This window comes from Amycolatopsis sp. NPDC059657 (assembly GCF_042734395.1).
Classification (GTDB): Bacteria; Actinomycetota; Actinomycetes; order Mycobacteriales; family Pseudonocardiaceae; genus Amycolatopsis.
Window position 1 is genome coordinate 31,701 of the sequence record NZ_JBHWEB010000042.1, and the last position, 22,262, is coordinate 53,962.

General features: G+C 67.3%; 21 protein-coding genes. 4 read left to right on the top strand and 17 right to left on the bottom strand.

Going from position 1 to position 22,262, the window contains the following annotated elements:
* Position 1: 1 nt before the first annotated feature.
* Positions 2-4,009: a type VII secretion protein EccCa gene (gene eccCa / locus ACFV15_RS22925; RefSeq protein WP_378352621.1), complete on the bottom strand. Its 4,008-nt coding sequence runs from the start codon at positions 4,007-4,009 to the stop codon at positions 2-4.
* Between the two features lie 354 nt (positions 4,010-4,363).
* Between eccCa and eccD the strand changes: the two genes are divergently transcribed.
* Both eccD and ACFV15_RS22935 read left to right on the top strand, forming a co-directional pair.
* Positions 4,364-5,728, top strand: coding sequence for a type VII secretion integral membrane protein EccD (gene eccD, locus ACFV15_RS22930; protein WP_378352654.1), 1,365 nt, complete (start codon positions 4,364-4,366; stop codon positions 5,726-5,728).
* An 8-nt stretch (positions 5,729-5,736) separates the two neighbouring features.
* Positions 5,737-7,329, top strand: a complete 1,593-nt coding sequence (locus tag ACFV15_RS22935; protein WP_378352622.1) for a type VII secretion-associated serine protease mycosin — start codon at positions 5,737-5,739, stop codon at positions 7,327-7,329.
* 923 nt (positions 7,330-8,252) lie between these two features.
* Here the strand turns inward: ACFV15_RS22935 and ACFV15_RS22940 are convergent.
* The 3 genes from ACFV15_RS22940 to eccB are packed head-to-tail and all read right to left on the bottom strand — an operon-like array spanning position 8,253 to position 11,113.
* Positions 8,253-9,185: a WXG100 family type VII secretion target gene (locus tag ACFV15_RS22940; RefSeq protein ID WP_378352623.1), complete on the bottom strand. Its 933-nt coding sequence runs from the start codon at positions 9,183-9,185 to the stop codon at positions 8,253-8,255.
* The gene (locus ACFV15_RS22945) at positions 9,182-9,493 is read right to left on the bottom strand and encodes a hypothetical protein (protein ID WP_378352624.1); all 312 of its coding nucleotides are present in this window, start codon (positions 9,491-9,493) and stop codon (positions 9,182-9,184) included. Before ACFV15_RS22945 ends, ACFV15_RS22940 begins: the two co-directional genes overlap by 4 nt.
* A 54-nt stretch (positions 9,494-9,547) precedes the next feature.
* Entirely contained in the window at positions 9,548-11,113 is a 1,566-nt protein-coding gene (eccB, locus tag ACFV15_RS22950) for a type VII secretion protein EccB (protein ID WP_378352625.1), read from the bottom strand.
* 556 nt (positions 11,114-11,669) lie between these two features.
* Here eccB and eccE point away from each other — a divergent pair.
* The gene (gene eccE / locus ACFV15_RS22955; protein WP_378352655.1) at positions 11,670-12,851 is read left to right on the top strand and encodes a type VII secretion protein EccE; all 1,182 of its coding nucleotides are present in this window, start codon (positions 11,670-11,672) and stop codon (positions 12,849-12,851) included.
* The gene (locus tag ACFV15_RS22960; RefSeq protein WP_091293661.1) at positions 12,848-13,567 is read left to right on the top strand and encodes a hypothetical protein; all 720 of its coding nucleotides are present in this window, start codon (positions 12,848-12,850) and stop codon (positions 13,565-13,567) included. The genes eccE and ACFV15_RS22960 overlap by 4 nt, the downstream gene beginning before the upstream one ends.
* A gap of 142 nt (positions 13,568-13,709) precedes the next feature.
* Here the strand turns inward: ACFV15_RS22960 and truA are convergent, their stop codons facing one another.
* The 13 genes from truA to ACFV15_RS23025 all read right to left on the bottom strand — a co-directional run bounded on the left by truA (position 13,710) and on the right by ACFV15_RS23025 (position 22,260).
* The gene (gene truA, locus ACFV15_RS22965; RefSeq protein ID WP_378352656.1) at positions 13,710-14,534 is read right to left on the bottom strand and encodes a tRNA pseudouridine(38-40) synthase TruA; all 825 of its coding nucleotides are present in this window, start codon (positions 14,532-14,534) and stop codon (positions 13,710-13,712) included.
* Positions 14,535-14,600: 66 nt separating this feature from the next.
* Positions 14,601-15,143, bottom strand: a complete 543-nt coding sequence (rplQ, locus tag ACFV15_RS22970) for a 50S ribosomal protein L17 (protein ID WP_378352626.1) — start codon at positions 15,141-15,143, stop codon at positions 14,601-14,603.
* Between the two features lie 39 nt (positions 15,144-15,182).
* Positions 15,183-16,256, bottom strand: a complete 1,074-nt coding sequence (locus ACFV15_RS22975; protein ID WP_091293656.1) for a DNA-directed RNA polymerase subunit alpha — start codon at positions 16,254-16,256, stop codon at positions 15,183-15,185.
* A gap of 106 nt (positions 16,257-16,362) precedes the next feature.
* Positions 16,363-16,968 carry a 30S ribosomal protein S4 gene (gene rpsD, locus ACFV15_RS22980; RefSeq protein ID WP_091293654.1) on the bottom strand — a complete coding sequence of 202 codons (606 nt, stop codon included), beginning with the start codon at positions 16,966-16,968 and terminating at the stop codon, positions 16,363-16,365.
* 23 nt (positions 16,969-16,991) lie between these two features.
* Complete coding sequence (gene rpsK, locus ACFV15_RS22985; RefSeq protein ID WP_378352627.1) at positions 16,992-17,399, bottom strand: 30S ribosomal protein S11; 408 nt, start codon at positions 17,397-17,399, stop codon at positions 16,992-16,994.
* Positions 17,400-17,417: 18 nt separating this feature from the next.
* On the bottom strand, positions 17,418-17,603 hold the full coding sequence (locus ACFV15_RS22990) for a hypothetical protein (protein WP_370946449.1): 186 nt from the start codon (positions 17,601-17,603) through the stop codon (positions 17,418-17,420).
* Positions 17,600-17,980 carry a 30S ribosomal protein S13 gene (rpsM, locus tag ACFV15_RS22995; RefSeq protein ID WP_091293650.1) on the bottom strand — a complete coding sequence of 127 codons (381 nt, stop codon included), beginning with the start codon at positions 17,978-17,980 and terminating at the stop codon, positions 17,600-17,602. Before rpsM ends, ACFV15_RS22990 begins: the two co-directional genes overlap by 4 nt.
* Before the next feature lie 209 nt (positions 17,981-18,189).
* Positions 18,190-18,303 (bottom strand): 50S ribosomal protein L36, encoded by a 114-nt coding sequence (gene rpmJ, locus ACFV15_RS23000; protein ID WP_004558882.1) that lies wholly within the window; start codon positions 18,301-18,303, stop codon positions 18,190-18,192.
* 37 nt (positions 18,304-18,340) lie between these two features.
* The gene (infA, locus tag ACFV15_RS23005) at positions 18,341-18,562 is read right to left on the bottom strand and encodes a translation initiation factor IF-1 (RefSeq protein WP_033384191.1); all 222 of its coding nucleotides are present in this window, start codon (positions 18,560-18,562) and stop codon (positions 18,341-18,343) included.
* Between the two features lie 301 nt (positions 18,563-18,863).
* The gene (map, locus tag ACFV15_RS23010; RefSeq protein ID WP_378352628.1) at positions 18,864-19,640 is read right to left on the bottom strand and encodes a type I methionyl aminopeptidase; all 777 of its coding nucleotides are present in this window, start codon (positions 19,638-19,640) and stop codon (positions 18,864-18,866) included.
* Positions 19,641-19,684: 44 nt separating this feature from the next.
* Positions 19,685-20,239 (bottom strand): adenylate kinase, encoded by a 555-nt coding sequence (locus ACFV15_RS23015; RefSeq protein WP_378352629.1) that lies wholly within the window; start codon positions 20,237-20,239, stop codon positions 19,685-19,687.
* Entirely contained in the window at positions 20,236-21,543 is a 1,308-nt protein-coding gene (gene secY / locus ACFV15_RS23020) for a preprotein translocase subunit SecY (RefSeq protein ID WP_378352657.1), read from the bottom strand. The genes ACFV15_RS23015 and secY overlap by 4 nt, the downstream gene beginning before the upstream one ends.
* Positions 21,544-21,762: 219 nt before the next feature.
* Positions 21,763-22,260, bottom strand: coding sequence for a hypothetical protein (locus ACFV15_RS23025; RefSeq protein WP_378352630.1), 498 nt, complete (start codon positions 22,258-22,260; stop codon positions 21,763-21,765).
* Positions 22,261-22,262 lie beyond the last annotated feature (2 nt).

Sequence of the window (22,262 nt, forward strand, 5' to 3'; positions counted from 1 at the left end):
CTCATTCGGGCGCGATCCACGACACCTGCATGAGCTGCTTGCCGAACTTACGGCTGTGGATGAAACCACGGCCGGGCGGCATGGGGCCTGGCTTGGTGGTGCCGATCAGCATGCCTTCGTCGCGGGAGCCGTTCATGACCATGCCCGGTGCCGCGATCTCCTTGAGCTTGCCGAGGATCGGGTCGAACATCGCGCGGCTCGCGCCACCGGTGCGCCGGACGGCGACGATGTGCAGGCCGACGTCCTTCGCCTGGGCGAGGAAGTCGGAGACCGGCTTGAGCGGGTTGTTCGAGGAGGTGACCACCAGGTCGTAGTCGTCGACGATGACGAACAGGTCGGGACCCTTCCACCAGGACCGGGTCTTGAGCTGTTCCTGCGTGACGTCCGGGCCGGGCAGCCGCTTCCTCATCGAGTTCGCGACGTCCTGCATCATCGCGTCGAGCTGCGCGGACTGCACCGCGTAGCCGAGCAGCTGCTCGCCCTCGATGAAGCCGAGCATGGTGCGCCGGAAGTCCACCAGGATGATGACGGCTTCCTTCGGCGTGTACCGCTCGGTGATGCCGCGGACGATCTGGCGCAGCAGATTCGTCTTGCCGGACTCGCCGTCGGCGAACGCGTAGAAGTGCGGGTCCTGGTCGAAGTCGAGGTACACCGGGGCGAGCTCGTCCTCGTTGACCCCGATCGGGATCAGGCGCGAGTCGCGGCGCTTGTCGATCGCCAGCACGTCCTCGTAGGAGATCTCCTCCGGCAGCAGGCGGACCTGCGGCGCGGGGCGGCCGCGCCAGGCGGCCTTGATCTTCGCCACCGCGTCGGCGACACCGGCACCGACGTCCTCGGCGTCGCTCGACCCGTCGACGCGGGGCAGCGCGGTGAGCATGTGCAGCTTGTCCCTGGTCAGACCGCGACCGGGACGACCGGCAGGCACGTTGACCGCGACGCGGCGGTCGATGTCCGACTCGCTCGGGTCACCGAGGCGCAGCTCGAAGCGGGTGCCGAGCATGTCCTTGATCGCCGGGCGGATGTCCGCCCAGCGGTTGGCGGCGATCATCACGTGCACACCGAAGGTCAGACCCTGGGTGGCCAGCTTGGTGATCTGCTGCTCGAGCTCCTCGAAGTCCTCGCGCAGTGCCTTCCAGCCGTCGACGACCAGGAACGCGTCGCCGAACGGGTCGGTCTCCGGCGGGATCTCGCCCCGGCGCTTGCGGTTGCGGAACTCGGCCATCGAGTCGATGCCCAGCGCGCCGAACCGGCCTTCGCGTTCGGTCAGCAGCGTGGTCAGCTCGGCCACGATGCGGCGGGCCTTGTCCGGCTCGCGCCGCGCCACCGCGACGCCACCGACGTGCGGCAATCCCTGCAGACCGGCGAGCGTGCCACCACCGAGGTCGACGCAGTAGAACTGCACTTCCTCGGGGGTGTGCGTGAGCGCCATCGACATGATCAGCGTGCGGAGCATGGTCGACTTGCCAGACTGCGGGCCGCCAACGAGCACGCCATGCCCGGTGGCGCCGGAGAAGTCGGCCCACAGCGGGTCACGCCGCTGCTCGTACGGCCGGTCGACGATGCCCATCGGGATCTGCAGCCTGCCGTTGCCGAAGAAGCCGACCGGCGAGAGGCCGCGGTCCTCGGTGGGGTTGAGGTTCGGCAGCAGGGTGTCCAGCGAGCTGGGCTCCTTGAGCGGCGGCAGCCACACCTCGTGCGCTGGCGGGCCCTGGCCGATGAGCCGCGAGACGATGACATCGAGCTCGCTCGGCTCGACCGCCTCCTCCGACTGCTTCTGCGGCGCGGCGACCTCTTCGATGACCGGCTCCGGCTCCTTGGGGAGCTCGATGAAGTCGGGCACGAACAGCTGCGGGCGCTTGTCGGCGCGGACCACGGCCGATCCCGGCGTGGCGACCTTGATGCCGGACGGGCGGTACGGGCCGGAGACGTACGAGGCCTTGAACCGCACCAGCGACGACGTGTCGAACTTGAGGTACCCGCCACCGGGGACCGACGGCAGCTCGAACGCGTCGGGCACGCCGATGGCCGCGCGGGATTCCGCCGCGGAGAAGGTCTTCAGGCCGATCCGGTAGGACAGGTGCGAGTCGAGACCACGCAGCTTGCCCTCTTCGAGCCGCTGCGACGCGAGCAGCATGTGCATCTGCAGCGACCGGCCAAGACGGCCGATGGCGACGAACAGGTCGATGAAGTCCGGCTTCGCGGCCAGCAGCTCGGAGAACTCGTCACAGACGATGAAGAGCGCGGGCAGCGGGTCGAGGTCGGCGCCGTTCTCGCGGGCCTTCTCGTACTCCCAGACGTTCTTGAAGTTACCGCCGTTCTTCAGCGCTTCCTGGCGGCGGTTCATCTCACCGGCCAGCGCGTCCTTCATGCGGTCGACCAGCGTGACCTCGTCCGCGAGGTTGGTGATGACCGCGGACACGTGCGGCGCGGAGTCAAGGCCGAGGAACGTCGCACCACCCTTGAAGTCGACGAGCACGAAGTTGAGCGTGCTCGACGAGTGCGTGGCGAGCATGCCCAGCACCAGTGTGCGGAGGAACTCCGACTTACCGGAACCGGTCGCGCCGATGCACAGGCCGTGCGGGCCCATGCCCTCCGCCGCGGCCTCCTTGATGTCCAGCTCGACCGGCTGGCCGTACTCGCCGACGCCGAACGGGACGCGGTAGCGGTCGCGGATCGGCCTCGGCCGCCACGCCTGCTGCACGTCGAAGGTCATCGGGTCGCCGGGGATGCCGAGCAGTTCGAGCAGCGACGGGTTGGACAGCAGCGGCTCGTCCTCGTTGGCCTCGGCGCCAGCGCCGGTGCCGACCCGGTACGGCGAGATGCGGCGCGCGAGCGCCTCCATCTCGACCAGGCTGAGCGTGTCTGGCCTGCCGAACCATTCGACGCCGCCGGCGCTGCGCGCGCCGAGACGTTCCGGCTCGACGACCAGGCGCAGGCCACGGCGGGCCGCGAGGTTGCCGGTGGAGTCGGAGAGGTCGACCAGCGTGACGCCGACCAGGCCCTCCTCGAGGATGATCTGCTCTTCGCGGGTGACCTCGGCGTCGTCGATGATGATCACGACGTGCGGCTGGTCAGGCGCGGGCGTGGCGTTGCGCGAGAAGCGCTGGCGGTCACGCAGCTCCTCGTCGAGCCAGTTCTCGATCTGGGCGAGCGAACCGGCCATCATCCGCAGCTGGCCGATGCCGTCGGAGAGCGTGGGGTGCTGGACGTGGGGCAGCCACTTCGCCCACTCCCACTCCTCCTTCGCACGGCCGGCGGTGGCGACGGCGATCAGCACGTCGTCCGCGGAGTGGAAGGTGACCAGCTGGGCGAGCATCGCGCGGGTCAGGCCGCGGACGAGCTGGCGCTCGCCGGACATGCTGACCGCCGCGAACCCGCGCAGGGTGATCTGGGTGGGCAGGTCGGGCACGATCGAGTGCGCTCGGACGAACCGGCGCAGCGCGAGGGTGGCGATCGGCTCCAGCTCGTCGACAGGGCCGGTCTGCGGCGGGACGAGCCGGGTGGCGAGCCGGTGCGAGCTGCGGCCGACACGCAGGTGCAGGAAGTCCTGGTCGTTGCCGCGGCGCTCCCACATGCGGCGGCTGGTGGCGAGCGACCACAGCATCTGCGGGTCGGGGTGCACCCACTCGAGCGCGGCACGCTGGTCGACCATCGCCTCGCGGGCGCGGTCACGCATCTGGCCGAGGTAACGCAGGTAGTCCTTGCGGTCCTCGTTCATCTCGGCTTTTTTGGCGCCACCGCCCTTGCCGCCACCGCCGGCCATCATGCCGACGGTGCCCATGACCATCATGCCGCCCATCATGAGCATCATCGGGCTGCGTCCACCGAGGGTGAACATCACCACCATCATGCCGACGGAAGCGACGATCATCACCACCGGCAGCATCTTCATGACGACGCTTCCGGGGATCGTCCTGGGCACCTCGGGCGGCGGCTCCAGGTGCACCTCGCCACCGGGTGGGCGTGGCGCGGCCAGCCGCGGCGACCGCTTGAACTGCAGCGTGCTCACCGAAAGAACCCCTCTTCAACTCGGCGATGTCCCAGGCCCGGCCAGCGGTGCTGCCACGGGGTGAACCACACGGTAGCGAACCACCGGCGCCGGTACGGTCAAGACCGCCCAACCCGGTCGGGTTGGTGCGAACCGGCACCACGGCGGTGGCCGGTGCGCTAATACTAGGACCGCACACCGACAGAATTGGGCCGTTCGGCCGAACCAGGGCGTTATCCCACGGTCGGCGGACCCGGCAGGTACCTTCTTGCCCAACGAAGGCAAGATGCAGCTGCGGGGACCTGTCGGTGACCGCGAGCGTTCACTCCAGGCAGGGGGCTAGCAGTGGCAACGGGCACGACTGTTTTCAGCAGGGTGACGGTGGTCGCACCACGCACCCGGATCGACGTGGCACTGCCCGCCGACGTCGCGGTGGCCGACCTGCTGCCGATGCTGCTGGAAATGGCCAAGGAGGCGACCGCCGACGGTGGCGCCAGGCACGGCGGCTGGGCGCTGGCCAAGCTCGGCGACGCCCCGCTCGACCCCGCGCGCACGCTCGCGTCGCTCGGCATCATCGACGGTGAGCTGTTGCAGCTGCGCAAGCGCAACGAGAACCCGCCGCCCCCGCTCTACGACGACGTGGTCGACGCGATCGCCGAGTCGTCGCCGGACAGTTTCCGGCCGTGGACCAAGGAAACGGCGCAGCGCTTCGGCCACATCGCGGGCGGCGTCGGCCTGTTCGCGGCCGCGATGGCGTTGTTCTTCGGCGGTTCGCTCTACGGCGGCAACGCGCTGATCTCCGCGATCGCCGCCGGTGTCGCCGCGATCGCTTGCGTCGCCATCGGCGCGACACTCGCGAAGGCTTATCAAGCGGAGTCGACCGGTGTGCTGATCGCTGCGGCCGGCGGTCTCCCCATGGCCTTCGTAAGCGGCTTCTACATCGTGCCCGGCATTTCGATGCGCGCGAACCTGCTGCTGGGCTCGACCTTGGTGGTCATCGTGGCCGCCGTCTGCATCCTGATCATCGGGCGCGGCGTGACCACGTTCATCGCCGCCGCCACCGCCGCGGGCTTCGGCGCGGCCGCGTTCCTGTTCGCGACGCTGGTCGCGCACCCGGCCGCCGGTATCGCCGCCGGTACCGCCGCGATCGCACTGGCCTGCATCTCGATCCTGCCGCGCGCGACCATCTGGCTCGCGAAGCTGCCGCTGCCACACGTGCCGAGCACCGCCGAAGAGCTGAAGGAAGACTCCGGCTTCCCTGACTTCCGGTCGATCGAGCAGAAGACGATCGTCGCGCACAACTACATGACCGGCCTGCTGATCGGCTGCGGCATCGCGACCGCGCTGTCCGCCGTCATCGCGGCCACCTCGCCGAGCATCTTCGGCTTCATCCTCGGCGTGGTCGCGACGCTGGTGCTGTTGCTGCGCGCCAGGTCCTACGCCAACGGCAGCCAGGCCATCGCGCTGCTGACCACCGGCATGCTCTCCGGTGCCGGCATCCTGTTCGGCTGGATGTGGGCGCAGAGCCCGATGGGCCGCCTGCTGTGGGTGTTCGGCGTGCTGGTGATCGTCGCCGCCGGTTCGCTCGTGGTCGGCGTCGTGTTCCCGAACCAGCGGTTCTCGCCGCCGATGCGGCGCACGGTCGAGATCATCGAGGCCATCTGCATCGCCACGGTCGTCCCGCTCGCGCTCGGCGTCATGGATCTCTACGCCACGCTGCGGCACATCAACTTCAAGTGAGTGTTGGCATGAACTGGGGAAAGCGCACGGCCAGCCTGCTGCTCGCGGCCGGGATCGGGGTGCTGAGCCCGGCGGGCTCGTTGCCCGCCTGGGCACAGTCGACGACTCCGACACCTACGCCGAGCCAGAGCGACGCTCCTTCGTGGGCGCCGCCGCCGGTGTCCGCGCAGGTGCCCGAGGACCAGGTCAAGCCACCGGATCCGTACGAGCAGAAGAACGGCTGCGTCTCGAAGAACCTCGGTGTGAACATCGAGCTGGTGAACAAGCCGTGGGGTCAGCAGTACCTGCAGATCGAAGAGCTCCACAAGATCGTCCAGGCGAAGAAGGGCGCTCCCGGCGAGGGCATCAAGGTCGCGGTCATCGACACCGGCGTCCGCCCGCACCCGTACTTCCAGGACCGCGTCGAGGGCGGTGGCGACTACGTCATCCCCGAAGAAAAAGGCCTGAAGGACTGCGACGGTCACGGCACCGAGGTCGCGGGCATCATCGCGGCGAACCCGAAGAACACCGGCATCGGGTTCATCGGGGTGGCGCCGTACGCCCGGATCGTTTCGATCAGGCAGTCGAGCCAGAACTACAAGAAAAAGGAACAGACCTCATCGTCCGCGGCTTCGTCATCGTCGTCGGAAACCCCTGGTGGCGGTCAGTCCAAAACGGAAACGCCGACCGGCGAGAACTCCGGCGACGACACGGGTGGCCAGTCGTTCCATGGCGACACCCAGCCGAACCAGAAGAACACCGGTCGCCAGCAGGAGGAAGAGGGCTCGGCGGGCACGCTGAAGAGCCTGGCGCAGGCCGTGGTGCACGCCGCGAACATGCCGGGCGTCAAGGTGATGAACCTGTCCGTCGACAACTGCCGATCCTCCGCGCTTCCCATGGGAGACGGCGAAAGGCAGCTGCAGGCCGCGGTGAAGTACGCCGTCGAGACCAAGGATGTCGTCGTCGTGGCGGCCGCGGGCAACACCGGCGACAACTGCAAGCAGAACGACCAGCCGAACCCGGACAAGCCGACTTCCATCGTCACCCCGCCGTGGTTCGCCGACCACGTGCTCTCGGTCGGCGCCATCCAGAAGAACGGCGGTGTTGCCGAGTTCAGCGTCTTCGGGCCATGGGTCACGGTCGCCGCACCCGGCACGGAGATCATCTCGCTGGACCCGGCCCCCGAGTCGAGCGGCCTGGCGAACCTGACCATCGAGAGTGGCAACGAGCCGTCTCCGATCCAGGGCACCAGCTTCGCGGCGCCGTACGTCGCCGGGGTGGCGACGCTCGTCCGCCAGATGTATCCCGACCTGGACGCACGTGGCGTGATCAAGCGGATCACCGAAACCGCGCAGCACCCGGCCTCACCCGGTGGCCGCGACAACTTCGTCGGCTACGGCGTGATCAACCCGATGGCGGCGCTCACGTCGACCCTGCCGTCGGAACGCGGTTTGAAGGCACCGACGCCGGTCCGTTTCCCGGCCGACCTGCCACCCGCCAACAACGCGAACTGGAAGCCGATGGTGGTGGCCCTGGCGGGCGCAGGCGGCGGCTTGGTCGCGCTGCTGATCACGCTGTTCGTGGTGCACACCGTGCGGCGCAACCGCGAGAACGAATCCTGACGCTTAGGCGGAGCGGCAATGCCAGAATTCATCGCGAAACGCTTGTCGGAGACTTCTCGCTAACGACTGCTCGAGCGAACAAGATTTGGCAAAGTGGCGTGGACGGCCAGCTTCCGCCTCGCCTGATTAATTATCAAAAGCCCAGCTGTTCGCAGTTCAAGCAACCCGAAAGGGCTTAGGCCTCAACGCAGGGTTTCGACAGACTCGACGACATATTATGACAAACAGCGAAGGCAGTCCAGTTGCTTGATGCCGGTCGCGGGCGCGACATATGGCAAACACGCCCGCAACCGACAATAAGTAGAGTCAGCCCACAGCCCGACTTAATTCCCAAGTTGAGCTTATCGATTTCCCCGCGACCAGAATGCGCTTCTCTTCACAACCAATCTTGCCATCAAGCTGCGGCAACTTCGACGGCGCCAACCTTCGATCAAGCTTCTGAAACTCAGCCACACCAGCCAGTATCCCACCTCTGAATCTGGTACTGCACTCCACTTCCATCCCCCCAGAGCTTGGCAGAAAGAAATGTTGCATTGTAGTCCATGATCTCATAAATTCCTTGCCCCGCATCGGCATAGTCAACGACTCCACCAAAGACATACAACGCAGTGTGATTGTGAACGATGCACGAGTACCCAGGCTTCGCCAGCACGGCCACGGAAGCGTATGCCGAAGTATTTGCCAGTGTTGCGACTCCAACCGCCATAACGGCACCCACAGTCGCGATTTTACGCCCCACTCCAACCATATTCCCCTCCAACGAGATCGAATTTATTCTCAGATAGCCTCGTGGAACAAAATACCAGGTTGGTTTGAAAAAAACTACCAGACCCTTACGGACGCCAGGGATTAGTAGCTGATCCGACCTTGACCGACGCAATGTCGAGCGATCAATTTCACCGAGCCGAGGCTACGACGTATGGCTAATCTTTCGGACTAGCCGTGTTTTTCTTGGCAGGCGGGGGTTTCTCGGCCTCGCCGATGACCGGCGGGACCACCTGCTCCGGCTCGCCGAAGAGCTCGGCGGGCTTGGTTTGCTGGCGCTGCTTGGGTTTGTGCTGCTGACCGCCACCACCACCGGCCATCGCGCCGCCCATCATCGGCGGCATCATCATGCCCATCCCGCCGCCGACGACCGCGCCTGCCGCGATACCGGCTGCCGGGGCCACGCTGTCGTTGGAATCGTGGTTCTGCTGCTGGGCATCCGGCGCCGCGGAGGACGCCGTGGTCGCCTCGGCATCGGCCGCCGCCGCGTCGATGACGTCGTGCAGCTTGAAACGCTTTTCCGGATAGCGGTGTGAGATCTCGATGGTCCGTGTGGCCGCGTCAGGGCCGTCCACGCCGTCACAGAAGCTTCCAAAGGCCTCCAGAACGTCCCTGGCGGCCTCGTAAAGCGCTTTGGCGGACTCTTGCGCCTCGACCAGCTGGGCGCGTGCCCGCTTGTCTCCGCCGACCGGCAGCATGGCCGTTTCGGAGGTCAGTTCGGCCGTGTCGACCAGCAACTCGTTCAGCTCGTTCGCGATCTCCTTGACCGCGCCCGCGACATCGTCGAGCGCGGTCGCCATCGCGTTCATCGCGTCCTCGACGTCGGTGCCCGCGATGTTGATCTGCTCGATGTAGACGACGAACGCGTCGGCGTCCTTGCCGGACCAGGCCGCGTCGAGCTTGCCGAGGTCCGTCGCGAGCTCGTCGGACACCCGGCCTGCCGCGGCGGCGGCCGTGCGCCACTTCGCCGCTTCGGCGCCGAGCTGCTCCCACTTGCCGACGACCGGGTTCAGGTAGTCCTTGACCGGATCGTTCACCCCGAGCTGCTCGGCGAGCATGCTCAGGTAGTCGAGGCCCAGCGTCGCCGTCATCGGTTCACCCGCGCGATCATCTCGGCTGCTTCCTCGTCGCCACCGCCGTGCTTGGCAACGACTGTGTGCAGTGCCTCGCCCGCCGACTTCAGCGCCTCGGAGCCCGCGATCAGCTGACCGCGCAACGCTTCCGAGGCTCGCGCGTAGGACTCGCCGAGCCCGATCTCGGTGCCGAGTCCGCCGAACGCCTCAGGTGCTACATCTTCGGCGCCGAGCGGCCCGGCGGCCGCGTGCAGTTCGGCGGCGTTGTCGTCGACCTTCTTCGCGTAGTCGACGATCACATCCGCGCTGACATTGATCCCAGCCACAAAAGCCTCCGCTCGTCCCTGATCCGACGACGGTCGCCCGCCGCCGGTTCCGGATTACTTGCCCGGCGGCGGAGCGGCGGCCGAAGACGGGCGCGCGGTCGGGTAGTTCTTGGCCGCCTTGTCGATCGGCACCGAGTCGTAGGTCGCGAGCACTTCCTGGGTGTTCAACGACGCACCGACCGGCAACAGCGCGAGAATCGAGTCCGGTGCGGGCTGCAGGTTGTCGAGACCGAGACCTTCGGCGGTCTTGACGTCCGGCACGCTGTAGCGGAGGCCGCGGTCGGAAACGAGTTGGATGTTGCCCCGGTCGAACTGCTCCTTGGAGACCACCGAACGCACGGCCGCCGCGAAACCGGGCTTCATGTAGAAGCGGTTGACCAGGCCACGGTCCGGGCTGGGCGTGCCCAGCTGGATCGAGTCGGCCTTCGGCGCCGGAAGCTTGTTGTCCACGAAAACCGAGGTGTGCACGTCGCGGCCGTTGCCCTCACCGGTGATGCTCCAGCCGAGGCAGGCGACCTCGGACTGCTTCGCCGGGTCGAGCACGGTGACCTTGGCCTGCGGGTAGTCCTGGACCTGCAGTGCGCCGTCATCGCCGGCATTGAGCTGCTTGACGCCCTGAAGCTTGTCGAGTCCCAGGTCCTGGATGCCGCTGCCGCCGCGGATGATGTCGGCGACGACCGGGGAGATGTGCTGGATGCCGGTCTTGGTGATCACCCAGAAGTCCTTCGGCCCGGTGGCGGGCGAAGTCGAAAAGACGCTGCCGACCTTGAGGTTGTTCATCGCGAACGGGGGCAAGGTGTCAGTGCCCTCGATGAACGGCTTGGTCAGCATCGGCACCTCGGGGATCGCGTTCAGCATCCCCTCCGAGATAAAACGAGCCTGCAGGCTGACCAAATTGAGAGCGGTGTTCACCGGCGCGCTGTTCTTCGGGTCGATCTCAGCACGTACCGTATTCGCGTTGCGCTGGTTCGCGTTGTCAAGCAGCCGGTAAACGAGATACGTCTTGCCTGTCGCGCTCTTTGCGAGCAAGGCCTCATTGTTAGCCAGCTCACGACCCAATTTCGGGACACCCGCGTAAACGGATGTCTCGTTTATCCCGCTGAGTTCGCCGGGAAGTGAACGGTCGATGCCGATTTCGTCACAGACCGCCCAGTCGTTGGAAATCCGCTGGGACGCGCTGGGGAGCAGCTGCGGGCCGTCCGGGATACCGGTCAGCCGGCCACGCGCCATATTGCGCAGCTGATCGTCGGAGACGACAGAAGCGGGTTTCGGCGCGCCCGCGTTGCCCTGCGCCATCAGCAGCAGTCGCGCGGACGCCATGTTGAACGTGGGGTAGAGCTTCCTGGGGTTGCCCATGACCACGTACACCGTGCCGGACTGCTCGCCGATGACGATGTTCCCGGCGTCCGGCACCGACGGCGCGGGGCTCAGCAGGCCCCAGACCACGAAGCCGATCATGCCGATCATGCCCAGAAAGAAGCCGACGACCGTGGCACGGGAATGCGTGCGCATCGGGTCGTTCAGCATCACGGCGTCCCGGCGGACCAGCGCGGACTGCATACGGCGCAGAACGAACTGATAAGCCTGGACTTGAGACTTCGTAGTGGGTGTTGATGGCATTCTCGACCTACAGCTCTCCCAGTCGCGGTACGGTTCCGCAGGATAGCCGTACGGGGACCGTCTGGTGTGGGGTTTCTACCAACTCAAGCTAGGGTCGGGCACCCCGGGACCGGCTTTCCGGTACCAGTAAGCACGAGGGGAAGAGAACGAGCGGATGTCCGTCAACACTCCTCCGCGTCCGCCAGGGCCGCCGGGCCCGCCGCCCCAAGGGCGGCCGCCCATGCCGCCACCGCGGCCGGGCAGACCAGGCGGACCTGGAGGTCCCGGCGCGCCGCTCGGTGGCCCTCCGCCCAAGCAGGCAGGCCCCGGCGGGCCGCCTCCCGGTCCTCCGCGCGGCCCCGGTGGGCCCGGCGGTCCGGGTGGACCCGGTGGTCCTGGCGGCCCTGGTGGGCCCGGTGGACCTCCGCCTGGCGGTCCTCCTCCCGGTGGTCCTCCGCCCGGTGGCCAGCCGCCGTCGGGTCAGCAGCCGCCCGCGACTCCCCCGCCCGCCCCGGCCGTGCACGTGGCGCCGCCGACCCGGCGACGCGGCGGGCACGCGAGCCTCGGCCCGCTGCCGGTGACGAACCTCGTCGTGCTGGAGGTCGGCTTCGCGATCGGGCTGATCCTGCTCGCGATCAACCTCGAGCTGAAGTACGTCAGCATCGGCATCGTCGCCGTCGCGCTGGTCATCGGCTTCCTGCGGTTCGGCGGCGGCTGGTTCACCCAAAGGGTTGGACTTACCGCGCGCTACACCTTCCGGTCACACGACCGGGTGGCGAACCCGTTGCCGCCGAGCTCGCTCGAGAGCATCGCGGCCGAGGACGCCACGGTCACCGGGCCGGACGACGCGCGCGTGAACCTGCTGCGCCTCACGGTGCCGGACCTGGTCGTCGCGCACAGCGTCGACCACGAACGCCAGCAGGTCGGGCTCGCGTGGAACGACGGGACGTGGACCGCGGTCCTGCTCGTCGAGCCGGCGCCCGCGCTGATCACCCAGGCCGGTGGCGCGCCGAGCCTGCCGCTGGCCGCGCTCGCGCCGTGCCTCGAAGACCGCGGTGTGGTGCTCGACTCCATCCAGACCATCTGGCACTGCTACCCGGGCAGCGCGGCGCTGCCGTCCGACTCGCCGGCGCTCAGCTCGTACATGGAGGTGCTCGGCCCGCTGCCCGCGGCCGCCAGGCGCACCACGTGGGTGGCCATCCGGCTCGACCCGCGCCGGTGCCCGGCAGCCGTGCGTGAACGTGGCGGCGGCACGGTCGGCGCGCACCGCGCGCTGATCGGCGCGCTGTCCCGCGTCCGCAACGCGCTGGAGTCCCAAGGGGTTCCGACGCGTCCGCTCGACCCTGACGAGCTGCTGCGCGCCAGCATTTCGGCGGCCGAGCTCACCGCCGTCGCCGGTTCGCCGCAGAAGGTCAGCATGAACGAGAGCTGGACCGGCCTGACCGCGGCGGGCATCGGGCACGCGAGCTACGCGATCTCGAACTGGCCGAAGGGCAAGATCACCACCAGTCTCAACGCGCTGACCAGCGTGCGTGCGTTGTCGGCGACGGTCGCCATGTCGATCTCGCCCGCGTCGGACGAGGGCAAGGTCGGCCTGCGCGGTGTCGTGCGGCTCAGCGCGCGCAACCCGCGCGAGCTCGACGAGGCGGATCAGCGGCTGCGCGGCATCTCGGACCGGCTCGGCGTCGCACTGACGCCGTTGCGCGGCCTGCAGATCGCCGGCTTCAACGCGACGCTGCCGATCGGAGGAACGGCATGAGTTCACGACTTCGCGACGCGGGCGGTGCGGCCGGTGTCGCGCCCGAGTTCACGGTCGACCCGGCGATGCTCGACGCGATCAGCCCCTCCGGCGACCGCGGCGGCATCGTGCTCGGCTCCGGCCTCAAGGGCGAGCCGCTGACCATCTCGGCGCTGCGCTCGACCCCGACCCGCATCGTCCTGGTCGGCGGGCTGTACCTGGCCCGCCAGGTCGCGATGCGCGCGATGGCCGTCGGTGCCTGGGTCGTCGTGGCGACCGGACGTCCCGCGGCCTGGCAGGTACTCCAGAAGGCCGCAGGCACGCAGCAGCCGGGACGCCCGCCGCTCGTGCAGATCAGGCGTTTGTCGCCGGTCGACCTGCCGCGGCCGTCCGAGGACGCGCCGCTGCTCGTGGTCACCGACGGCGGCCCGACACCGCAGGACCTGTTCCCGCCGCGTTCGCCGTGGCAGACCACGATCTACGTCCTGCCATACCTGCACCCGCAGGCCGGCGCGACCGCGAACGCGGCCGACCTGGTGCTGATGCAGCGTCTCCCCGCGGGCCAGGCCGAACTGGCCGCGCGCCTGTGGCGTCTCCCGCCGCAGATGATGCGCCAGCTGACCACGTTGAAGGACGACCAGGTCATCGCACTCGGCCTGAACCTGTGGCGGCCGCTTCGCCTGGTCACCACGGGCAAGGAGCAGCAGATCCTGGGCCCGGTCCGGCGCGGCGACTGAGTCTCGGCCTGGGAAAAAAATCCCAATGCGGCATTCGTCAGGTTTCAGCCTCCCAATGTGGCGTTCGTCAGCTCTGAGCTGACGAAAGCCACATTGGGGGTTCCACAGCTGACCAAAGCCACATTGGGATTTTTTGGCTGGGTCAGGGCTGGGGCGAGCGGGTCGCCCGGGTCTGCGAGGCCCGGAGGGCGAGTTCCGCGTCGGGTGGGTAGTCGACGGCTTCGAGGGTCAGGCCGTGTGCCGGGGCGACGGCTGAGTCGCGGACGCGGCTGGCGAGGACGGCTTCGGGCCAGTCGACAGGGCGGCGGCCGTCGCCGACCATGAGCAGAGCGCCGACCAGGCTGCGGACCATCGAGTGGCAGAAGGCGTCGGCGGAGACGTGGACCTCGACGGCGTGGGGGCCAGTGCGGGTCCACTCCAGGCGCTGGAGTTCGCGGATGGTCGTGCCGACCTCGCGGGCCTTGCAGTAGGCGGCGAAGTCCTGCAGGCCGAGCAACGCCGCGGAAGCCTCGTTCATCAGCGGGACCGAGAGCGGGCGGTTCCAGGCGAGTGTGTGGTTGCGCCGCAACGGATCCACGCCCCAGGGGGCGTCTGAGACCCGGTAACGGTAGTGCCTGCGGACGGCCGAGAAGCGGGCGTCGAAGCCGTCAGGCGCGACCTGAGCGGCCAGCACTCGTACGTCACCGGGCAGGTAGCGATTCCAGCGGAAGCACATCCGCTCCAGGTCGGGGATGCCCTGCGCGTCGACCTCGATACGGCCACGCTGACCGGGCACCACGTCGAAGTGGATCACCTGGCCCGCGGCGTGCACGCCGGCGTCCGTGCGGCCCGCGACAACCACGGAACGCGGCACGGAGAGACCCGGCGGCTGCTTGGCGAGTGCGTCTTCGATCAGGCCTTGGACGGTGCGCAGGCCCGGCTGGCGAGCCCAGCCCGCGAAGTCGGTGCCGTCGTACGCGATGTCCAGGCGCAGACGAACGAGCCCGCCCTCCCCGTGGGGAGAAGCGGGCTCGTCCGGCGTGCTTGCAGCCAATTAGTCCTTCTTGGCTTCTTCGGTCTCGGCAGCCTCGTCAGCGGCCGGGGCCTCTTCGGTGGTCGTGGCCTCAGCCTCGACGACCTCAGGGGTCTCGTCGGCAGGAGTCTCGACGACCTCAGCGGCCTTCGGGGCGTCCTTCGCGAACTTGGTGCCGCGGGCCTTCTCGGCCTCCGAGGTGACCGTCTTCTCCTGGACCAGTTCGATGACCGCCATGGGGGCGTTGTCGCCCTTGCGCGGCATCGTCTTGGTGATACGGGTGTAGCCACCCGCACGCTCGGCGAAGTGCGGGCCGATCTCGGCGACCAGCTTGTGCACGACCGTCTTGTCGCGGACGACACGCATGATCTGACGGCGGTTGTGCAGGTCGCCCCGCTTCGCCTTCGTGATCAGCTTCTCGGCCAGCGGACGCACCCGCCGGGCCTTGGCCTCGGTCGTGGTGATCTTGCCGTGCTCGAACAGCTGCGTGGCCAGGTTGGCCAGGATCAGCCGCTCGTGGGCGGACGACCCGCCGAGACGGGCGCCTTTGGTGGGCGTGGGCATCGGTTCTCCTAGTTCAGTACAGCCAAAGACCTACCCGGCCTACAGCTGCTCCGTCTCTGCGTAATCCTGGCCATCGTCGTGGCCATTGTCGGAAATGCCGTCCGTGAGACCGTCGACGCCCTCGGACCAGCCTTCTCCGTCGTAGCTGGCCGCGGCCGCGGTCGGGTCGAACCCGGGCGGGCTGTCCTTGAGCGCGAGGCCGAGGCCGACGAGCTTGAGCTTGACCTCGTCGATCGACTTCGCACCGAAGTTGCGGATGTCGAGCAGGTCGGCCTCGCTGCGCGAGACCAGTTCGCCGACGGTGTGGATGCCTTCGCGCTTGAGGCAGTTGTACGACCGGACGGTGAGGTCCAGGTCCTCGATCGGCATCGCGTAGGCGGCGATGGTGTCCGCCTCCTGCGGCGACGGGCCGATCTCGATGCCCTCGGCGTCGACGTTCAGCTCGCGGGCGAGACCGAACAGCTCCACCAGCGTCTTACCGGCCGACGCGACCGCGTCGCGCGGCGTGATCGACGGCTTGGTCTCGACGTCCAGGATCAGCTTGTCGAAGTCGGTGCGCTGCTCGACACGAGTGGCCTCGACCTTGTACGTCACCTTCAGCACCGGCGAGTAGATCGAGTCGACCGGGATCCGGCCGATCTCGGCGCCTGCCTGCTTGTTCTGCAGCGCCGGAACGTAACCGCGGCCGCGCTCGACGACGAGCTCGATCTCGAGCTTGCCCTTGCCGTTCAGCGACGCGATGTGCAGATCCGGGTTGTGCACGGTGACACCGGCCGGGGGCACGATGTCGGCGGCGGTGACCTCACCGGGGCCCTGCTTGCGCAGGTACATGGTGACCGGCTCGTCCTCTTCCGAGGACACGACGAGTTCCTTGAGGTTCAGGATGATGTCGGTGACGTCTTCCTTCACCCCGGGAACGGTGGTGAACTCGTGCAGCACGCCGTCGATGCGGATGCTCGTGACCGCCGCGCCCGGAATGGACGACAGCAGCGTGCGCCGCAGCGAGTTGCCGAGTGTGTAACCGAAGCCGGGCTCCAGCGGCTCGATGGTGAACCGGGAGCGGGTCTCGTTGACCGTCTCTTCACCGAGAGCCGGTCGCTGCGAAATCAGCATTTCTTCCTATTTCCTTTCCAGACGGCGACCGCCATATGACGCCGAAAGGGATGGCGAAGCGGCGGCGCACTCTGGGCGCCGCCGCCCGTACCCAGCCGAAGCCGGATTACTTCGAGTAGAGCTCGACGATCAGCTGTTCCTGGACCGGAACGTCGATCTGCGCGCGCTCCGGCAGCTGGTGGACCAGCACGCGGAGGTTGGACGAGACGACCTGCAGCCACGCCGGGATGGGGCGCTCGCCGAAGGACTCCTTGGCAGCGACGAAGGGCAGCATCGCGAACGACTTCGGCCGCACGTCGATGATGTCCCACTTGGTGACCTGGTACGAAGGCACGTTGACCTTCACGCCGTTGACCAGGAAGTGGCCGTGGCTCACCAGCTGACGCGCCTGACGGCGGGTGCGGGCGATGCCGGCGCGGTAGATCACGTTGTCGAGGCGGGCCTCGAGGATCTGCAGCAGGTTCTCACCGGTCTTGCCAGGACGCCGGACGGCTTCCTTGTAGTACCGGACGAACTGACGCTCGAGCACGCCGTAGGTGTAACGAGCCTTCTGCTTCTCCTGGAGCTGCAGCAGGTACTCGGACTCCTTGATCCGACCGCGGCCGTGCTGGCCGGGCGGGTAAGGACGACGCTCGAACGCCTGGTCGCCACCGACAAGGTCAACCTTGAGGCGACGGGAAATACGCGTAGCGGGGCCTGTATAACGAGCCATTTTTTCTTACTCCTCCCCGTTCCTCAGACCCGGCGCCGCTTGGGCGGGCGGCAGCCGTTGTGAGGCTGCGGGGTCACGTCCTGGATGGTGCCGACCTCGAGGCCGGCTGCCTGCAGCGAACGGATCGCGGTCTCGCGGCCGGAGCCGGGACCCTTCACGAACACGTCGACCTTCTTCATGCCGTGCTCCGCGGCCTTGCGGGCGGCGTTCTCGGCGGCCATCTGCGCGGCGAACGGGGTGGACTTACGCGAGCCCTTGAAGCCCACGTGACCACTCGACGCCCACGCGATCACGGCACCGGTCGGGTCCGTGATCGAGACGATGGTGTTGTTGAAGGTGCTCTTGATGTGCGCATGACCGTGCGCGATGTTCTTCTTTTCCTTGCGCCGGACCTTCTTGGTCCCAGCGCCGGTACGAGACTTCGGTGGCATGTTCTGGGGGTTCTCCTCTTAGCGCGCGTTCTCTTGGTGAGCGGCCTGTGCTTCGCGCTGACCGTTGCGGATGACAGATCCCGCGTCGGTGTACAGCTGGCGAAGGGCCATCGGGCGGGCATAGAGCGCCTTGGGTGAAACGCAAGCCGTGCTGCGGCGGCGAGAGCCACCCATGTGCACGACCTTCTTCCCCTGGACGCTCACTTCTTGCCAGCCTTCTTCTTGCCGGCGACCGTCTTCTTCGGACCCTTACGGGTACGGGCGTTGGTCTTCGTGCGCTGACCACGGACGGGAAGTCCGCGACGCCAGCGAAGGCCCTCGTAGCACCCGATCTCGATCTTCCGACGGATGTCGGCGTTCACCTCGCGGCGAAGGTCACCCTCTACCTTGAAGTTCTCTTCGATGTGGACCCCGAGCTTGCGGAGGTCCTCATCGCTGAGGTCTTTGACGCGGGTGTCCGCGTTGAGTTCCGCAGCCGCGATGAGCTGCTTGGAACGGGTACGGCCGATGCCGTAGATGTAGGTCAGCGCGATCTCCAACCGCTTTTCGCGGGGGAGGTCTACGCCAGCGAGTCGTGCCATTGGCGCTGGTGCTCCTTATCGATTCGTCTCTTCAGGTCTGCTCCCCGTCCGGTCCCAGGGCCGACTCGCTATGTCGTCCGCCCGCTTGCGCGGTCGGTGCCCTGGCCCCGGCCTGAAGTCCGGGGGTGAAGCCGGTCCGTACGTGACGGTCCGGCAGGTGCGGGGAGGTTTGTGTAGCCGTCAATCCACTCTGTTACGAGTGCGGGCGATCAGCCCTGCCGCTGCTTGTGCCGCAGGTTTTCGCAGATCACCATGATCCGGCCGTGGCGGCGGATCACCTTGCACTTGTCGCAGATCTTCTTGACGCTCGGCTGAACCTTCACGTCTCCTGCTCTCCTGCTTGTGCTCTACTCTTCGTGATCACTTGTAGCGGTAGACAATGCGACCACGCGTTAGGTCGTAGGGCGAAAGCTCTACGACGACCCTGTCCTCGGGCAGGATGCGGATGTAGTGCTGCCGCATCTTGCCGCTGATGTGCGCGAGGACCTTGTGACCGTTTTCCAACTCGACGCGGAACATCGCGTTGGGGAGCGGCTCGACTACGCGGCCTTCGACCTCGATGGCCCCGTCTTTCTTGCCCATATCCTCCGCATTTCCTGTCGCTACACTGTGTGACTACTTCGAGCTTCGAGTGCTTGGCTTCGGCACACTCCACCCCAGGTCCAATGTGCGTGAGAATTCACGAGCGCGCTGGAACAGGGCGACACGAGTCTGCCGACTTGATAGTGTACGCAACTCGTGTCGCAGCTTCCCAGCGGGGTCCGCCTGTGCTAGAACGCGCACGCAAGCGCACATATCCCCGGACGACGTGAACGCCACGTTCGCAACGTTGAGCGTTGCGAACGTGGCGTTCACGTGGATCAAGCCTGGTGAAAAGCGCTGGTCAAGAGCCTTCGGGGGCGGTGAGGACCCAGGGGCCGTCTTCGGTGATCGCGACCGTGTGCTCCCAGTGGGCCGCGCGCGAGCCGTCGACCGTGACGACCGTCCAGCCGTCGTCGAGCTCGCGGGTTTCGCCGCCGCCGCCGGTGAGCATCGGCTCGATCGCGAGCGCCATGCCGACCTTGAGGCGGGGGCCCTTGCCCGGCTTGCCGACGTTCGGGAGGAACGGGTCCATGTGCATCTGGCGGCCGATGCCGTGGCCGCCGTACTCGAGGATCATCCCGTACTCGACGCCGTCGGCCTCGCCGACCTTTTCGGCGGCGGTCTGGATGGCGTGGGAGATGTCGGTGAGACGGCCACCCGGTGCCACCGCCTCGACGCCTGCCCACATCGCGGCCTGGGTGGCCGCGGACAGCGCCAGGTCGGTGTCGGAGACGGCGCCGATCGCGAGGGTGACCGCGGAGTCGCCGTGCCAGCCGTCGAGTATCGCGCCGCAGTCGACCGAAATGAGGTCACCGTCGGCGAGCACCTGCGTCTTGGACGGGATGCCGTGGACGATCTGCTCGTTGACCGAGGCGCAGATGGACGCGGGGAAACCGTGGTAGCCCTTGAAGGACGGGACGGCACCGGCGTCGCGGATGGTCTGCTCGGCGATCTCGTCGAGCTCGGCGGTGCTGACACCGGGCTTCGCGGCCTCGGTGACCAGAGCGAGGGTGCGTGCGACGACCAGTCCCGCCGCGCGCATCGCCTCGAGTTCGCCGTGGGTCTTGACCTCGATCATGCGCCCACGACGGAAAAACTGCAGAACACGCAATCCTCCGAGATTCACTGGCGTTCGCGCAGAGCTTCCAGCACCCGCGACGAGATCTCGTCGACTTCGCCGACGCCGTCCACGGTGACCAGCTTGTCGGCGTAGTACTCCAGCAGGGGCGCCGTCTCCGACGCGTAGATCTGCTGACGGCGGCGGATGACGTCCTCGGTGTCGTCGCCGCGGCCACGCGAGAGCAGGCGCTCGACGACGACGTCCTCGGCGACATCCAGCTGGATGACCGCGTCGAGTGCGAGGTCGGCCTCGGACAGGATCTGCCCGAGCACCTCGGCTTGCTTGGTGTTGCGGGGGAAGCCGTCGAGCAGGAAGCCGGACTTGGCGTCCGGCTCCGCGAGCCGCTCCCTGACCATCTCGTTGGTGACGGTGTCCGGCACGAGCTCGCCGGAGTCCAGGTACCGCTTGGCCTCCTGGCCGAGCGGCGTCTGGTTGCCGACGTGCGCGCGGAACAGGTCGCCCGTGGAGATGTGCGGGATGCGAAGCTGCTCGGAGAGCGCCACCGCCTGAGTGCCTTTGCCCGCGCCTGGCGGGCCAACCAGAACCAGTCGGGTCACTTCAAGAACCCTTCGTAGTTCCGCTGCATGAGCTGGCTCTCGATCTGCTTAACAGTGTCGAGGCCGACGCCGACCATGATCAGCACGGCCGTGCCGCCGAACGGGAAGTTCTGGTTGTTCGACGGGCCGGTGATCGACAGGAAGAAGTTCGGGAGGATCGCGATGATGCCCAGGTACAGCGAGCCGGGCAGGGTGATCCGGCCGAGCACGAAGCTCAGGTACTCCGCCGTCGGGCGGCCAGGGCGGATACCCGGGATGAAGCCACCGAACTTCTTCATCTCCTCCGCACGCTCGTCCACGTTGAACGTGATCGTGATGTAGAAGTACGTGAAGAAGATGATCAGCGAGAAGTACAGGAGCACGTGGACCCAGCTGGACTGGTTGACCACGTAGTTCTTGAGGAAGACCTGCCACCCGGAGTTGCTGTTCGGGTCGCCGACGAGGCGGCTGATCAGGTCGGGCAGGTACAGCAGCGACGAGGCGAAGATGACCGGGATGACACCGGCCTGGTTCACCTTGATCGGCAGGTAGGTCGAGGTACCGCCGTACATGCGGCGGCCGATCATGCGCTTGGCGTACTGCACCGGGATCCGGCGCTGGCCCTGCTCGATGAAGATGACGCTCGCGATGATGACGAGGCCGAACACGCAGATCAGGGCGAAGACGACGCCACCGGAGGACTGCAGGATGTTCATGCCCTCTGACGGGATGCGCGCCGCGATGTTCAGGAAGATCAGCACGGACATGCCGTTGCCGACGCCGCGCTCGGTGATGAGCTCACCCAGCCACATCATGACGGCGGTGCCCGCGGTCATGGTGATGACGATGATCGCGAGGGTCCAGATGCTGTTGTCCGGGATGACCGGGTCCTTGCAGTCCTGGAACAGCGCACCGCGGTCGGCCAGCGCGACGACGCCGGTGGCCTGCAGGATCGCCAGCGCGACCGTCAGGTACCGGGTGTACTGCGTCAGCTTGGACTGGCCTGCCTGGCCTTCCTTCTTCAGCTCCTCGAACCGCGGGATGACCACGGTGAGCAGCTGGACGATGATGCTCGCGGTGATGTACGGCATGATGCCGGTCGAGAAGATCGACAACTGCAGCAGCGCGCCGCCGCTGAACAGGTTCAGCAGCGAGTAGACGCCCTGTTCCTGTACCGCGTTCTGGCATGCCTGCACGTTGGGATAGGAGACCCCGGGAGCCGGGGTGACCGCACCGATCCGGTAAATAGCCACGACCATCAGCGTGAACAGGATCTTCTTACGCAGATCCGGCGTCGCGAGAGCCGAGCGGAAGGCGCTGAGCACGCGGGGGACCTCCTCGGCGTCGTCGGCCATCGGACCGACGAACGGCTTAGCCGGCACTTGTCCGGCGGGAACACAACCTCACTGGCAGGCAAGCCAGGAACGCTTCGGGGCACACTCGTCCCGAAGCGTGTCGCCGACTCTAACAGCTTCACGGACCGTGCCCGCAATGTGTGCGCCTTTTACCTACTCAGGTAGGTCGCGGCGTATTTCAGGCCAGCCTTAAAACGGCATGTCGCCATGCCTGGTGTCGATCACCGGCACGTCCGGTTCGGCCGTCTGGACCTGCCGCTGTTCGCTCCCGGCGTAACTCGCCAGGCAGGCGGCGAACCCGAGCAGGAACGCACCGATCGCGAGCCAATAACCGAGCCCTGGCGCGCTGCCCGCCGAATTGAAGGCTTGTAGACCGAGAGTGAGCAGATGACCGCCGAGGAAGGCGGTGCCCGCGATCACCGGCCCCCTGGCATTCCTGAGGCCGCCGAGGAACAACAGCAGCGCGGCCACCACCAGCGAGATGCCGTTCAGCGAGCCCTGCCCCGGTCTCTTCGTCCCCGGTGCTTCCGGATCGACCACGTCGACCGACCAGCCGGTGGCGATCATGTCGAGCGAGGTGCGGCCGCTCAGGCTGACGTGGGTGACGAACTGCGGCAGGAAGGTGGCGAGCACGGCCACCACGGCGGCCGCCAAGGAGAACACGAGAACGAGCCTTTTCGTTGACATGC